General features: G+C 70.4%; 13 protein-coding genes. 6 read left to right on the forward strand and 7 right to left on the reverse strand.

Annotation, left to right across the window (positions count from 1 at the left end; all coding sequences use genetic code 11):
- Positions 1-3 precede the first annotated feature (3 nt).
- Entirely contained in the window at positions 4-447 is a 444-nt protein-coding gene (locus tag BLT23_RS35825; protein ID WP_090058756.1) for a MarR family winged helix-turn-helix transcriptional regulator, read from the reverse strand.
- 83 nt (positions 448-530) lie between these two features.
- Here BLT23_RS35825 and BLT23_RS35830 point away from each other — a divergent pair, with 83 nt between their 5' ends.
- Positions 531-1,334, forward strand: a complete 804-nt coding sequence (locus BLT23_RS35830) for an SAM-dependent methyltransferase (protein ID WP_090058761.1) — start codon at positions 531-533, stop codon at positions 1,332-1,334.
- Between the two features lie 55 nt (positions 1,335-1,389).
- Positions 1,390-3,363 carry a diguanylate cyclase domain-containing protein gene (locus tag BLT23_RS35835; RefSeq protein WP_090058765.1) on the forward strand — a complete coding sequence of 658 codons (1,974 nt, stop codon included), beginning with the start codon at positions 1,390-1,392 and terminating at the stop codon, positions 3,361-3,363.
- Here BLT23_RS35835 and BLT23_RS35840 read toward each other — a convergent pair.
- The 6 genes from BLT23_RS35840 to BLT23_RS35865 form a co-directional block, all read right to left on the reverse strand.
- Positions 3,329-4,687 carry an NAD(P)(+) transhydrogenase (Re/Si-specific) subunit beta gene (locus BLT23_RS35840; protein ID WP_090058769.1) on the reverse strand — a complete coding sequence of 453 codons (1,359 nt, stop codon included), beginning with the start codon at positions 4,685-4,687 and terminating at the stop codon, positions 3,329-3,331. The genes BLT23_RS35835 and BLT23_RS35840 overlap by 35 nt on opposite strands.
- A complete protein-coding gene (locus tag BLT23_RS35845) occupies positions 4,684-4,950 on the reverse strand; it encodes an NAD(P) transhydrogenase subunit alpha part 2 (protein ID WP_218133988.1) in 267 nt (88 codons plus the stop codon). The genes BLT23_RS35840 and BLT23_RS35845 overlap by 4 nt, the downstream gene beginning before the upstream one ends.
- Positions 4,947-6,044, reverse strand: coding sequence for an NAD(P) transhydrogenase subunit alpha (locus tag BLT23_RS35850; protein WP_090058778.1), 1,098 nt, complete (start codon positions 6,042-6,044; stop codon positions 4,947-4,949). Before BLT23_RS35850 ends, BLT23_RS35845 begins: the two co-directional genes overlap by 4 nt.
- A gap of 39 nt (positions 6,045-6,083) precedes the next feature.
- Positions 6,084-7,163 (reverse strand): APC family permease, encoded by a 1,080-nt coding sequence (locus BLT23_RS35855; RefSeq protein WP_281248943.1) that lies wholly within the window; start codon positions 7,161-7,163, stop codon positions 6,084-6,086.
- A 4-nt stretch (positions 7,164-7,167) separates the two neighbouring features.
- Positions 7,168-8,343, reverse strand: coding sequence for a nitric oxide synthase oxygenase (locus BLT23_RS35860; protein WP_090058787.1), 1,176 nt, complete (start codon positions 8,341-8,343; stop codon positions 7,168-7,170).
- A gap of 198 nt (positions 8,344-8,541) precedes the next feature.
- The gene (locus BLT23_RS35865; protein WP_090058791.1) at positions 8,542-9,597 is read right to left on the reverse strand and encodes an FAD-dependent monooxygenase; all 1,056 of its coding nucleotides are present in this window, start codon (positions 9,595-9,597) and stop codon (positions 8,542-8,544) included.
- Between the two features lie 70 nt (positions 9,598-9,667).
- On the opposite strand from BLT23_RS35865, the gene BLT23_RS35870 reads away from it, so the two are divergent.
- The 4 genes from BLT23_RS35870 to BLT23_RS35885 all read left to right on the forward strand — a co-directional run bounded on the left by BLT23_RS35870 (position 9,668) and on the right by BLT23_RS35885 (position 13,300).
- Positions 9,668-10,204 (forward strand): TetR/AcrR family transcriptional regulator, encoded by a 537-nt coding sequence (locus tag BLT23_RS35870; protein ID WP_090058796.1) that lies wholly within the window; start codon positions 9,668-9,670, stop codon positions 10,202-10,204.
- 107 nt (positions 10,205-10,311) lie between these two features.
- Positions 10,312-11,907: an ABC-F family ATP-binding cassette domain-containing protein gene (locus tag BLT23_RS35875; protein ID WP_245744535.1), complete on the forward strand. Its 1,596-nt coding sequence runs from the start codon at positions 10,312-10,314 to the stop codon at positions 11,905-11,907.
- Positions 11,904-13,112 carry a cytochrome P450 gene (locus tag BLT23_RS35880; RefSeq protein WP_090058806.1) on the forward strand — a complete coding sequence of 403 codons (1,209 nt, stop codon included), beginning with the start codon at positions 11,904-11,906 and terminating at the stop codon, positions 13,110-13,112. Before BLT23_RS35875 ends, BLT23_RS35880 begins: the two co-directional genes overlap by 4 nt.
- Entirely contained in the window at positions 13,109-13,300 is a 192-nt protein-coding gene (locus BLT23_RS35885; RefSeq protein WP_090059177.1) for a ferredoxin, read from the forward strand. Before BLT23_RS35880 ends, BLT23_RS35885 begins: the two co-directional genes overlap by 4 nt.
- Positions 13,301-13,345: the final 45 nt, after the last annotated feature.

The raw sequence follows: 13,345 nt of genomic DNA on the forward strand, positions 1-13,345 counted from the left end.
CGGTCAGGCTGAGGGTTCGGCAAGGTGCTCCACCAGGTGGTCCAACGCTTTCAGCGCGCGCACGACGTCCTCCCGTTCGGACGCCTCCAGTTTGCCCAGTGCGGCGCCGATCCGCTTCTCGTGCTCGCGCTGCCACACGAGCAGCTGCTCGTGTCCACGAGGTGAGACGGACAGCCGTGCGACGCGTCGGTCCTTCGGGTCCCCGCCGCGCACGACGAGGCCGGAGTCGATCAGCTGGGACACCAGTCCCGACACGGTGTTGGGGGCCAGCCGCAGCACCCCGGCGAGGTCGCCGACCCGCATCGGCGGGCGCTCCGCGAGCGTTTGCAGCAGCTCCACCTGCGCCATCGGCAGGGACTCCCACGGCCAGTCCGCACGGATGCTCGTCCGCAGCGCCCGGCGCAGACGAGTGACGACGTCGGTGAGCGTGCGGGCTTCGTCTGACATGAGGAAATCGTAATGCCCGTCTCAAATAACGGGATGGGGCTTGATCTGCCGGACCCGCGTGACACACCGCTAGCCTGGGGGGCATGGCGGAACAGGCTGGCCGGATCCCCGAAGGTGTCGACACCGGCAGGCCGAGCGCGGCCCGCCTCTACGACTACCTGCTCGGCGGCGGCCACAACTTCGCGGCGGACCGGGCGCTGGCCGAGAGGTTCCTGCGGGCCCAGCCGAACGCGCGGACCATCGCGCGGCTCAACCGGGCGTTCCTGCGGCGGGCCGTGCTCTTCATGGTGGACAACGGCATCCGCCAGTTCCTCGACCTCGGCTCCGGCATCCCCACGGTCGGCAACGTGCACGAGATCGCGCGGAGGGCCGACCCGCGGGCCCGTGTCGTGTACGTCGACTTCGAGGAGGTCGCCGTCGCGCACAGCCGCCTCATCCTGGAGGACGACCCCCAGGCCGAGATCGTCCAGGAGGACATGACCAGGCCGGAGGAGGTGCTGGCGGCGACGCGCGAGACGGGGCTGCTCGACTTCTCCGAGCCCGTCGGCGTGCTGGCGGTCGGCGTCTTCCACTTCGTGCCACCGGAGGCGGACCCCCGCGCGGTCGTCGCCGCCTACCGCGACGCCGTGCCCGGCGGCAGCCACCTGGCGTTCTCGCAGTTCACCGGCGACCTGCAACCCGCGGAGATGGCCGGGATCGTCGAGGTGATGAAGAAGAGCCAGAACCCGATGTTCCCGCGCACCAGGGCCGAGATCGAAGGGCTCTTCGCCGGTTTCGACCTGGTGGAGCCCGGTGTCGTCCCGCTGCCGCTGTGGCGTCCGGAGGGGCAGAACACCGACGACCCGGACCGGGCGGGCATCTACGCCGCCGTCGGCAGAAAGATCTAGGACTCCGCGCGTTTGGTGGCCCGGCAGACGCGGAATCCGTACGCTCTGTCACAGGATGACACCCCCGGAGCTCGCCACCCGCTGGATGCACGCGCTCACCTCGACCGCGTACATCCCGCTGTCCCACGCCGAGATCCAGCAGGAACTGCGCGATGCACTGGCCCAGCTCCCCTCCTCACCCGAATCGGTTGCCAATCGATTGGTGTCACTCCACGCAACCGGCCCGGACTCGTTGCGCGTCACCATCGAGGTGCTCGCGCCCACGTTCGAGTTACCGATTCTCGCCCGTCTCAGCTCGGCGTACGCGCACGCCATGCGGCTCGACGCCTTCGACCAGCAGGAGCAGATCAAGGTCGCGATCGTGCGGGCCAAGCAGCGGGTCGAGCGCACGCTCAAGGTCAGCCAGGCGCGGTTCCGGGAGGTCTTCGACTCGGCCGCGCTGGGCATCGTGATCACCGACCTCTCCGGGAGGTGCGTCGAGGCGAACGACGCGCTCGCCCGCATCGTCGGGCTGTCCCGCGGCGCGGACCTGCACGACCGCGACCTGCGCGAGCTCTACCACCCCGACGACAGCGAGCGGCTGGACGCGGCGTACCGGCGGGTCGGCGCGGGGCTCGTCAACGGGTTCCGCGACCAGCGCAAGCTCGTCCGCGCGGACGGCGAGCCGGTGTGGGTGCACCTCGTCGTGTCGGTGCTGCGCGACGCGGACGGCGAACCGGCGCACCACGTGACGATGGTCGAGGACATGAGCGAGCTGCACCTGTTGCAGCGCAGCCTGGACCACCAGCTGCTGCACGACTCGCTCACCGGCCTGTCGAACCGCCAGCACTTCGTGACGCAGGTGGAACGGCGCTTGGACGGCACGCCGATCACGTTGTACCACCTGGGTCTCGACGCGTTCTCGGTCGTCAACAACGGCCTCGGCCACGACACCGGCGACAAGCTGCTCAAGATCGTCGCGAACCGCCTCGGCGAGCTGGCCGAGCGCAAGCGGGCCGTGCTCGCCCGGATCGGCGGCGACGAGTTCGCGCTCATGACGACCTCCGACACCGTCACCTCGACCGTCGAGGAGATCCAGCAGGCGCTCGGTGAGGCGACGTTCGTCGACGACCACGGCATCGCGCTGTCGGCCAGCATCGGTGTCGTGGACCGGCCGCCGTCGTTCGCGACGGCCGCCGAGCTGATGCGGTGCGCCAACACCGCCCTGCGCCAGGCGAAGGCGCGCGGCAAGCGGCAGTGGGCGCTGCACGACCCGCACGACGACGCCCGCCGCCGGGGCAGGTACGCGCTGGCCGCGTCGATGCCGGGTGCGTGGGAGCACGGCGAGCTGAAGATCGTCTACGCGCCGATCCACCTCCTGGAGACCCGCGAGGTGCTCGGCGCGGTCGCCCGGCTGCACTGGGACGACCTGAGCCACAACGACACGATGGCGCTGGCCGACTCGACGGGCCTGTCCCTGCCGATCGGCCGCTGGCTGCTGCGGGAGGCGTGCGCGCAGGCGGCGAGGTGGGTGGAGGAGTTCGGCGCGAAGGCGCCCTCGCTGCACATCGCGCTGGGCGCCTTGCAGTCCAGGGACGAGGACCTGGTCGCCGACGTCAAGCGAGCGCTCGACGAGAGCGGCCTGCCGCCCGAACGGCTCCGCATCGCCCTGGACGTCTCGTCGGTGCTCGCGGGTGACGACAACGCGGTGGTGCTGCACGACAACGGCATCGTGACCGCGCTGGACGGCTTCCGCGGCGGCCACGACGAGCTCGCCGTGCTGGCCGAGGTGCCGGTCCGCACGGTGATCACCCGCGCACCCGCACCCGGCCGGGAAACGCCGCTGCACCAGGCGATGCGCGGCCTGATCACGACCGTGCACGGCTTCGGCGTGCGGTTCGCCGCCGACGAGGTGCACACCTGCGCCGAGGCCGACGACTGGCACGCGGCCGGCGCCGACGGCGTGATCGGCCTGCTGCCCGCGCTGACCGCGGCCGAGGTGACCGAGCTGCTGGCTACAGCTGCTTCACCGCCGCCAGCAGCTTCGTGAGCGACTCCTTCGCGTCCCCGAACAGCAACGTCGTCTTCGGGTTGTAGAGCAGCTCGTTGTCCACGCCCGCGAACCCCGGCCGCATCGAGCGCTTCATGAACACGACGGACTTCGCGCGGTCCACGTCGAAGATCGGCATGCCGTAGATCGGGCTCGACGGCTCGTCACGCGCACCGGGGTTCACCACGTCGTTCGCCCCGACCACCACCGCCACGTCGACCGACGTGATGCCGGGGTTGACGTCGTCCAGCTCCTTCAGCTGCTCGTACGGCACGTCCGCCTCCGCCAGCAGCACGTTCATGTGCCCCGGCATCCGCCCCGCCACCGGGTGGATGCCGTACGACACCGCCACCCCACGTCGTTCGAGCTGCGCCACCAGCTCCCGCACGGCGTGCTGCGCCTGCGCGACGGCCAGCCCGTACCCCGGCACGACCACGACGTTGTTGGCGTACCCCAACAGGATCGCGACGTCCTCGACGGTGCCGGACTTGACCGTGCGCTGCTCCTCCTGCTGAGCCGTGGCACTCGTCGCCTTGAACGCACCGAACAGGATGTTGGTGAGCGACCGCCCCATCGCCTGCGCCATCAACCGGGTCAGGATCGTGCCGGACGCGCCGACGAGCGTGCCCGCCACGATCAGCAGCGTGTTCGCCAGCACGTACCCGGACGCCGCGACGGCGAGACCGGTGAACGCGTTCAGCAACGAGATCGCGATCGGCACGTCCGCCCCGCCCACCGGCAGCACGAACAGCACACCGAGCGCGAGCCCGACGACCGCCAGCAGCCACAGCAGGAACCCGTTCGGCACGGCCATCGTCAACGCGCACAAGGCAACCGACGAGACACCCGCGGCGATGGCGAGCTGCTGCCCGGCCGGCAACAACACCGGCCGCGTCGTCATCAGCTCCTGCAACTTGAGGAACGTGACGACCGAACCGGAGAAGCTGACCGAGCCGATCAGCACCGTGAGCACCGTCGCGAGCCGGAACAGCACGGTGCTGTCCGGCACCGCGAAGAACTCGGCCAGCGCCACCAGCGCCGCCGCCGCGCCACCGACACCGTTGAACAGCGCCACCATCTGCGGGATGGCCGTCATCTTCACCGCACGCGCGGCCGGAATGCCCACGACGACACCGAGTGCGATGGCGACGAGGATCAACAGTCCGTTGTGGACGACGCCGTGCACGTACGCGGTGACGACGGCGACCAGCATGCCGAACGCGCCGATGAAGTTGCCGTAGCGCGCGTACTTGGGCGAGCTCAAACCCTTGAGCGCCAAGATGAAGCAGAGCGCGGCGACGAGGTACATCAGCTGGACCGTCATTTCTTGAACATCTCCAGCATCCGGTCCGTCACCACGAAGCCGCCCACGACGTTCACCGTCGCCAGGAACACCGCCAGCAGCCCCAGCACCAGCTCCAGCGTGGTCTGCGCGGACCCCGTGATCAGGATCGCGCCGACCAGGATCACGCCGTGGATGGCGTTCGCACCGGACATGAGCGGCGTGTGCAGGATCGTGGACACCTTCGAGACCACCTCGAAGCCCACGAACACCGCCAGCACGAAGATCGTCAGCAGGTCGATCACGGCAACTCCTTGCGGATCCGACCGTCGTGGGTGAGGCAGCAGCCGTCGAGCACCTCGTCGGAGAGGTCCGGCCGCACCTCGCCGTCCACGAGCATCAGCTTGAGCAGGTTGACGACGTTGCGCGAGTACAGGCGGCTCGCGTGCACGGGCATCGACGACGGCAGGTTCAGCGCGCCGTGCACCAGCACGTCGCCGACCCAGATCTCCTCGCCCGCCACGGAACCGGGGTAGTTGCCGCCGGACTCCGCGGCCAGGTCGACCAGCACCGAGCCCGGTGCCATCGCCTTGAGCATGTCGGTCGTCACGAGCACCGGGGCCTTGCGGCCGGGGATCGCCGCGGTGGTGATCACGACGTCGGACGCCGCCACGTGGTCGCCGATCAGCTCCCGCTGGCGTTCCAGGAACTCCTCGGACTGCACGGACGCGTAGACGCCGGACTGCGTCTCCAGGTCCAGCTCGAGAAACTTGGCGCCGAGACTGCGCACCTCCTCCCCCGCCGCCTTGCGCACGTCGTACGCCTCGACGACGGCGCCGAGCCTGCGCGCGGTGGCGATGGCCTGCAGGCCCGCCACACCGGCGCCCAGCACCAGTACCTTCGCCGGGGGCACGGTGCCCGCCGCCGTCGTGAACATCGGCAGGAAGCGCGGTAGTCGTTCCGCGGCAACGAGAACGGCCCGGTAGCCCGACACCAGCGCCTGCGACGACAGCGCGTCGGCGGTCTGGGCGCGGGTCACGCGGGGCAGCAGGTCGAAGCTGAACGACGTGACGCGTCGTTCGCGGTAGACCTCCAGCAGCTCCCGTTCGGCACCGGGCTGCAGGAAGCTGATCGTGATGGCGCCGGGTTTGAGCCGGGCGGCCTGGTCCAGGCTCAGCGGCTGCACGGACACGACGACGTCGGACTCGGGTGACGGGTCCTCGGGCGTCACGGTGGCCCCGGCCGCGCGGTAGGCGGCGTCGAGGGCGTGGGCGTGCCGGCCCGCGCCCTCCTGGACGTGCACGGACAGTCCGGCGTCGGCCAGTGACGACACCGTTTCCGGTACGCAGGCGACTCGGCGCTCGGCGGGCCGCGACTCTGCGGGTGCTCCCACTCTCACCGTACGCACGTTACGCGATCAATGGTGATCTGGGCCACATCACAGTTGCCAGAGAACCGCTCCGGCGAGGACCAAGCACCCGATCAGGCCCACGGCGGGCACGATCCGCTTGCCGAGCGTCCACGCGCTGGCGTTGGCGATCGCGTAATAGAGCAGCACGCAGAACGAGCTGAACACGATCGCGCGCGTCACGTCGACGGAGAGCACCAGCGCCACGGCGGCGAGACCGGTGCAGACCTCGGCGACCCGCAGGTCCGCCAGCGGGCCGGGCAGCCTGCGGTCCCGCGCCATCGCCAGCGCGGTGCGGGACACGCCGAGCTGCAACGAGAGCAGCGACCCGAGCGCGGCCAGGCAGGCGGCGACGCGGAGGACGGGTGCCAGCGCCGGTGACACGTCGGCGAGGGTCGACGAGGCGAGATCGGAGCCCAGCGCGCGCAGCGCCACGACAGCGACGACCGCGTAGACGACGAGAGTGATCGCCAACGAGATGACCACGGCACGGGGGATCGTGCGTTCGGGTTCGCGGACCTCCTCTCCCAGCGTGGCAATGCGCGCGTAGCCCGCGAACGCGAAGAAGAGCAACGCGGCGGCGGGAAGGATTCCTGCGGGCAGGAACTCCGCCGGCTGCACGGCTTCGCGTGCGGTGGCTGCGGTTATCGCGGTGGTGCCGAGCACCAGCAGCACCACGACCACGATCACCCTGGTGGCCAGCGCGGACTTGCGGACCCCGGTCAGGTTGAGCACCGTCAACGCCACGATCGCCGCGACCGCACCGGTTGTGGGGAAGCCGGCGTACGTGCCGACGGTCAGCGCCATCGCGGCGCACGACGCCGTCTTGCCGAGCACGAACGCCCACCCGGCGAGGTCGCCCCACACGCGGCCGAGCCGTTCGCGGCCGTAGACGTACGTGCCGCCGGACTGCGGATACCGCGCGGCGAGCCAGGCGCTCGACAGCGCGTTGCAGCAGGCGACCACGCCCGCGACCACGAGGCTCACGAGCAGGGCGGACCCGGCCGCGGCGGCGGCCGGGGCGAACACCGCGAAGACTCCGGCGCCGATCATCGAGCCGAGGCCGACGAAGACGGCGTCGGTCAGGGTCAGACTGCGGGCCGGCTGCACCCGATCAGTGTGCGACAGGACATCCGGACGGCTTCGCCGCGGGGAAGAAGTTCGGCAGAAGTTCATCCGTGTCGTAGTAGCGGTGGTACACCGGCGTCAGCCCGCCCGACACGGGCGGCACGATCCAGGACCAGTCCGCGGGGCACTTGCGTCCGGCGGCCTCCTCCTTCTCCAGGTGGGTGAGGAACCTCTTCGACTCGGTGTGGTGGTCGGTGATCGTGACGCCCGCCAGGGCGAACGAGTGCAGGACGGCGCGGTTGAGCTCGATCAGGGCCCTGTCGCGCCACAACGTCGCCTCCGACGACATGTCGAGGCCCATCCGCTTGGCGATGTAGGGCAGCAGGTCGTAGCGGTCGTGGTCGGCGAGGTTGCGGGCGCCGATCTCGGTGCCCATGTACCAGCCGTTGAACGGCGCGGCCGGGTAGTCGATCCCGCCGATGCGCAGCCGCATGTTGCTGATGGCGGGGACGGCGTGCCACTTGACGCCCAGTCCCGCCACCCACGGCAGGTCGGGGTGGGACAGCTTGACCTCCAGCACCGCGTCGGCGGGGACGCGCAGCATCGCCGGCTCGTGGCCCTCGCAGGACACCATGAGCGGCAGCAGGTCGAACGGGCCGCGGATGACGGGTGGCTGCCAGCCCTGTTCCAGGGCGAGCTCGGTCAGCGCCAGGTTGCGCGCGTCGCCGAGCACTCCGCCGTCGGCGCCGCGGTAGGCGGCGTAGCGGATGATCTGCTCGTTGTGGATCACGGGAGCGTGCGTGCCGGGCTCCGCGGGGGCGAAGACCGTGATGACGGGCCGGATCTTGCCGTGGTTGGTGGCGACGCGCAGGTGCTCGACGCACTCGCGCGCCACGTCGGCGGGGGCGGACACCTCGCGCAGGTCGCGCACCTTCAGGCTGCGCCAGTAGAGGCGGCCGATGCAGCGGGAGCTGTTGCGCCAAGCCACGCGGGCGCCGAAGGCCAACTCCTCCGGCGTGTGCCGGTAGGTGCCGGTCGCGGCGATCTCCGCGTGGACCTCCGCCAGCCGGGCCTCGACCGGTCCGAGACCGGGGTTCTCCGAGTGGTGTTGCCGGATGAAGTCCTCTGCCTCGGCGATGTCGACGTCGCCGAGCTTCTCGACCTGCGCCGGGGGAAGCGCCGTGAGGGAACGGGGCAAAGCGTCAGTCGGGACGGGGGTCATGGCGGGCCACCGTAGTCGCGCTTCAGTGGAGCGGGAACCGCCTCTAGCGTTACTCCATCCGGATCATGTGCACAGGTCTGACACGCTCAGAAGTCCTTGATCCCGCAACCGGGTGACAATGCCTGGCACAAAGAGTGATTTCAGACTGTTATCTGCCCGAGATCAAACAGTGATCGGTGATTCAGCTCACTGCAAATTTCAACCCGTTCGAGTGAACTGAGTCGGCACCTGCCACGTAGCGAACTTTCCCATCCCGCGCACGGCCGCCGAAGACGGCGTCGCGCGGAGCACGAAGTCCCGCAACGCGACCGCGATCGGCGACCGCAGGCCGATGCCGAACCGCCCCGCCGCCCGCGAACCACGCCACACCGCACGGGTGCGGGGCCGCCGCACCGCGTCGTACCGCGCGAGGTCGCCGTCGCACAGAGCCAGGGTCACGGCGTCCTCCAGCGCCATGCACGCCCCCTGCCCGAGGTACGGCGTCATCGCGTGCGCGGCGTCGCCCAGCAACGCCACCCGCCCGGACACGAACGTCGGCAGCAACGGCAGCTCGTAGATGTCGTGCCTGATCACCGCCGGCGTCGAGGCCACCAGCTCCGGCAACGGGTCGTGCCACCCGGCGAACACCTCCGCCGGGTCGAGGTCCGCGCCGACGGGCGCGACGGCGGCGAGGTACCAGCAGACCCTGCCGTCGCCCAGCGGCAGGATGCCCGCCTCGCCGCCGGGACCGAGTGTCTGCGAGATCGGCAGGTCGAACGGCCCCGGCGCCACCCCTCGCCACGCCGTGGCCCCCGCGTACACCGGTCCCGGCGCGCTGGGCAGCAGATCCGCGCGCAGGCGGCTGTTGATGCCGTCCGCCGCCACCACGAGATCCGCGTCCAGGTCCTCAACGCTCGTCACCTCGACGTCGTTGAAAAGAATTTCCGACGGCAGTGCGCGCAGCAGAACGCCGTGCAGATCGGCGCGGTGCATCGCGATGATCTGCTCCTGACCGACGTCGGGCAGGTGCACGAGCCAGCGCCCGTCGGACGACCGCACGCCACCCGAGACCCGTGGGGTGCCGAGGCGCCGGATCTCCGCGTCGAGGCCCATCCACTCCAGCGCGCGCATCGCGTTCGGCATCACGCCCACACCGGCGCCGATCTCGCCGAAAGCGGCGGCACGCTCGTAGACGACGACTTCCCAGCCCACGCGCCGCAACGACACCGCCGCGGCCAGCCCGCCGATGCCACCGCCCACCACGATCGCCTTCATCCCAGCCTCCTCTACAGATGTAGAAGAATCTACACCTGTAGAGTCCGGCGCAGGAGGAGACGACGGGCACATGCGCAGGGAGCTGATCACCGACACCGCGATCCGGCTGGTCGCGGAGGAGGGCATGCGCGGGCTGACCCACCGCGCCGTCGACCGCCGGGCCGGTCTGCCCGAGGGGTCCACCAGCGCGTACTTCCGCACGCGCAAGGCGTTGGTGGAGGGGTTCGTGGCCCGCCTGGCCGAGCTGGAGCGCCTCGACCTGATGCCCGACCCGGACGACGTCGCGGGCAGCATCGCGCGCACGCTCGACAGCTGGCTCGTCGAACGCGACCGCACGCTGGCGCGGTACGCGGCGATGCTGGAGGCGACGCACCACCCGGAGCTGACGTCGATCCTCGCCCACTCGCCGCGCGAGCAGGCCACCGCGCTCGCCGCGATGCTGGGGCACGAGGACCCCGAGCGGGCGGGCGCGCACTTCACGGCGTTCCTGGAGGGCCTGCTGTTCTACCGGCTCGTCGGCGCGGGCAGCACGTCCGGACCGACACCGGGCACTCAGGAGAGCGTCGACGACCTGCGGCTCGCGGTCGAAAAGGCGTTGCGACCGTAGGTACCGTGGGTTTCATGGGATTCGGGCACGGGGTCTTCTACCTCTGATCTCGGACGTGTGCCACCACGCAACACGTCCCGATTTCGCATGCCTGAAAGAAGATTCCCGTGCGTTCGCATGTTCATCTGACGACCCAAGACCTCACCAAGGGCTATGAAGCGGGCCCCGTGGTCGACGGCATCTCCCTCACCGTCTCCGCGGGCCAGCGGCTCGGTGTCATCGGCGAGAACGGCCGCGGCAAGACCACCCTGCTGCGCCTGCTCGCCCAGGACCTGGTGCCGGACCAGGGAACTGTCGTGCGGCACGGCTCGTTGAGCCTGGTACGACAGGAAATGCCGTTCCACGAGGGCGAGACGGTGGGCGACCTGCTGTCCGAGGCGTTGAGCGCGAGCCGCGCCGCTCTGTCCGAACTGGACAGTGCGGCCGACCCGTTCGACGAACGGCGCTACGAGCGGGCGCTGGCCCACGCCGAGGACATCGAGGCGTGGGACGCCGACCGGCGGGCCCGCGTCGCGCTCGAGGCGCTCGACGCCGGCCACGACAGGTCGGTGGAGCTGGCCCGGCTGAGCGTCGGGCAGCGCTACCGCGTCCGGCTCGCGTGCCTGCTGGCCGAACGCGCCGACGTCCTGCTGCTCGACGAGCCGACGAACCACCTGGACGCGGGCGCTCTCACGTTCCTGACCGAACGCCTCCGGCAGCACCACGGCGTCGTCGTGCTGGTCAGCCACGACCGCACGTTGCTCGACGACGTCTGCACGCACCTGCTCGACCTCGACCCGGCACCGGACGGCGCGGTGCACCTCCACGGCGGCGGCTACCGCGCGTTCAAGGAGACCAAGCGCGCCGAACGGCAGCGCTGGGAGCAGCGCTTCGCCCAGGAGGAGGCCGAGCACCAGGAGCTGACGGACAAGGTCGAGCGCGCCCAGTCGCGCCTGCAGGACGCCTGGCGGCCTCCGAAGGGCGCGTTCAAGCACAAGCGCTCCACCCGTGCTGCGAACAAGGTGCGCAACGTCGCCCGCAGGCTGGAGGAGCTCGACGACCAGCGCGTCGCCGCTCCCCCGCCGCCGTTGCACCTCACCCCGCCCGAGCTGGAGGCGAGTGGCGACCTGCTGCACGCCACCCCGCTGGAGGTGCCGGGACGGCTGCTCCTGACCGAGCCGATCTCCCTCGCCGCGGGCGAGAAGCTCCTCGTCACCGGGCCGAACGGCGCGGGCAAGTCGACGCTGCTGAACGTGCTGGCGGGCCGGCTGACCCCGTCGACCGGCACCGTCCACCACGCCGGCCGGGTCGCGCTGCTCGCCCAGGAGTCCGCGTTCGAGGACGAGGACGCCACGGCCGCCCGGCTGTGCCCCGGGATCGGGGAGCTCGGCCTGCTGGCCGCGCAGGACCTCACGCGGCCCGTCTCACGGCTGTCCACCGGGCAGCGCAGGAGGCTGGAGCTGGGCGTGCTGCTGAGCGCCGGTCCGCACGTCCTGCTGCTCGACGAACCGACCAACCACCTGTCGATCGCCCTCGTCGACGAGCTGACGGACGTGCTGCTGCGGACCAGGGCCGCCGTGGCCGTCGCGACCCACGACAGGCAGATGCGGACAGATTTCGCGGCATGGCGCCAGGTCGTGCCGACCCAGCCTTCATGGACTCGTGAAACTTCTGTAGGTTCGGAAGCAGGTCTTCTGCCGAGCACTGGGAGGTGTGCGAGATGACCGAACTGATCTCCGACGAGCTGCCGATCACCCGCCAGAACCCGTTCGACCCGCCCGCCGAGGTCACCCGCATCCGCGAGACGGCCCGCGTGAGCAGGCTGAAGTTCTCCGACGGCCACCTCGGCTGGCTCGTCACGGGCCACCACCAGGTGCGGGAGGTGCTGGGGAGCCCGAAGTTCACCAACAACCCGAACAGGCACCACCTGCTGGACATCCGGTTCCAGGGCGAGCCGCCGAAGGAGCGCCGCCAGCCCCAGCCGGGCATGTTCCTCAGCCAGGACCCGCCGGACCACACGCGGCTGCGCAGGATGCTGCAGGGCCAGTTCACCGTCCGGCGGATGAACCAGCTGTCCGAGTGGATCGGGACCATCGTCGACGACCAGATCGAGCACCTGCGGTCGCTGGGCGGCAAGGCCGACCTCGTCACCGAGTTCGCGCTGCCCGTGCCGTCACTGGTGATCTGCGCGCTGCTCGGCGTCGACTACAGCGAGCGGGACAGGTTCCAGGAGGACACGGCGAAGCTGCTGAGCCTGGACTCGACCTTCGAGGAGGCCATGGACGCGATGGCGCGCATCCAGGTCTTCATGCGCGAGCTCATCGCCCGCAAGAAGGAGAACCCCGGCGACGACATGATCAGCGACCTGGTCGCCACCGGTGAGCCGACGGACGAGGAAGCGTCGAACATGGCGATGCTCCTGCTCCTCGCCGGCCACGAGACCACGGCGAACATGCTGGGACTCGGCACCTTCACGCTGCTGGAGCACCCGGACCAGCTCAAGATCCTCAAGGACGAGCCGGAGGTGATCGACAACGCCGTGGAGGAGCTGATGCGGTACCTGTCGATCATCCACTTCGGACCGGTGCGCACCGCCGCCGAGGACGTGGAGATCGACGGGCACCTGATCAAGGCCGGTGACACCGTGCTGCTGCACGTGCCCGCGGCCAACCGCGACCCGGAGAAGTTCACCGGCAACCCCGAGGAGCTCGACCTGCGGCGCCCGGCGAGCGGTCACGTCGCGTTCGGCCACGGCATCCACCAGTGCCTGGGCCAGCAGCTCGCGCGCATCGAGATGCGGATCGCGTTCGCCAGGCTCTTCGCGGCGTTCCCCGACCTGCGCCTCGACATCGACCCCGGCGAGGTGCCGCTGCGCACCGACATGGGGATCTACGGGGTGCACTCGCTGCCAGTAGCGTGGTCGGCATGAGGATCTCCGTCGACCAGAACAAGTGCTGCGGTTCGGGGATGTGCGTCCTGACCGACCCCGACCTCTTCGACCAGAACGACGAGGACGGGACGGTGGTGCTCCTCGTCGAGGAGCCGGACGCCGCGCACGAGGCCACCGCGAAGGAAGCGGCGGGTCTCTGCCCTGCCGGAGCCATCACCGTCAGCTGACACCCGAGGGGGAGAGCCGCCAGGCGACAACCGTGCCCCGTCGCC

This window comes from Lentzea fradiae (assembly GCF_900100955.1).
Classification (GTDB): domain Bacteria; phylum Actinomycetota; class Actinomycetes; order Mycobacteriales; family Pseudonocardiaceae; genus Lentzea; species Lentzea fradiae.

Excerpts from the sequence above, each read along its gene's own strand:
- BLT23_RS35835 (WP_090058765.1), top strand. The coding sequence starts at position 1,390 with ATGACACCCCCGGAGCTCGCCACCCGCTGGATGCACGCGCTCACCTCG.
- BLT23_RS35860 (WP_090058787.1), bottom strand. The coding sequence starts at position 8,343 with ATGACCCCCGTCCCGACTGACGCTTTGCCCCGTTCCCTCACGGCGCTT.
- BLT23_RS35830 (WP_090058761.1), top strand. The coding sequence starts at position 531 with ATGGCGGAACAGGCTGGCCGGATCCCCGAAGGTGTCGACACCGGCAGG.
- BLT23_RS35880 (WP_090058806.1), top strand. The coding sequence starts at position 11,904 with ATGACCGAACTGATCTCCGACGAGCTGCCGATCACCCGCCAGAACCCG.
- BLT23_RS35865 (WP_090058791.1), bottom strand. The coding sequence starts at position 9,597 with ATGAAGGCGATCGTGGTGGGCGGTGGCATCGGCGGGCTGGCCGCGGCG.
- BLT23_RS35840 (WP_090058769.1), bottom strand. The coding sequence starts at position 4,687 with ATGACGGTCCAGCTGATGTACCTCGTCGCCGCGCTCTGCTTCATCTTG.
- BLT23_RS35825 (WP_090058756.1), bottom strand. The coding sequence starts at position 447 with ATGTCAGACGAAGCCCGCACGCTCACCGACGTCGTCACTCGTCTGCGC.
- BLT23_RS35870 (WP_090058796.1), top strand. The coding sequence starts at position 9,668 with ATGCGCAGGGAGCTGATCACCGACACCGCGATCCGGCTGGTCGCGGAG.
- BLT23_RS35885 (WP_090059177.1), top strand. The coding sequence starts at position 13,109 with ATGAGGATCTCCGTCGACCAGAACAAGTGCTGCGGTTCGGGGATGTGC.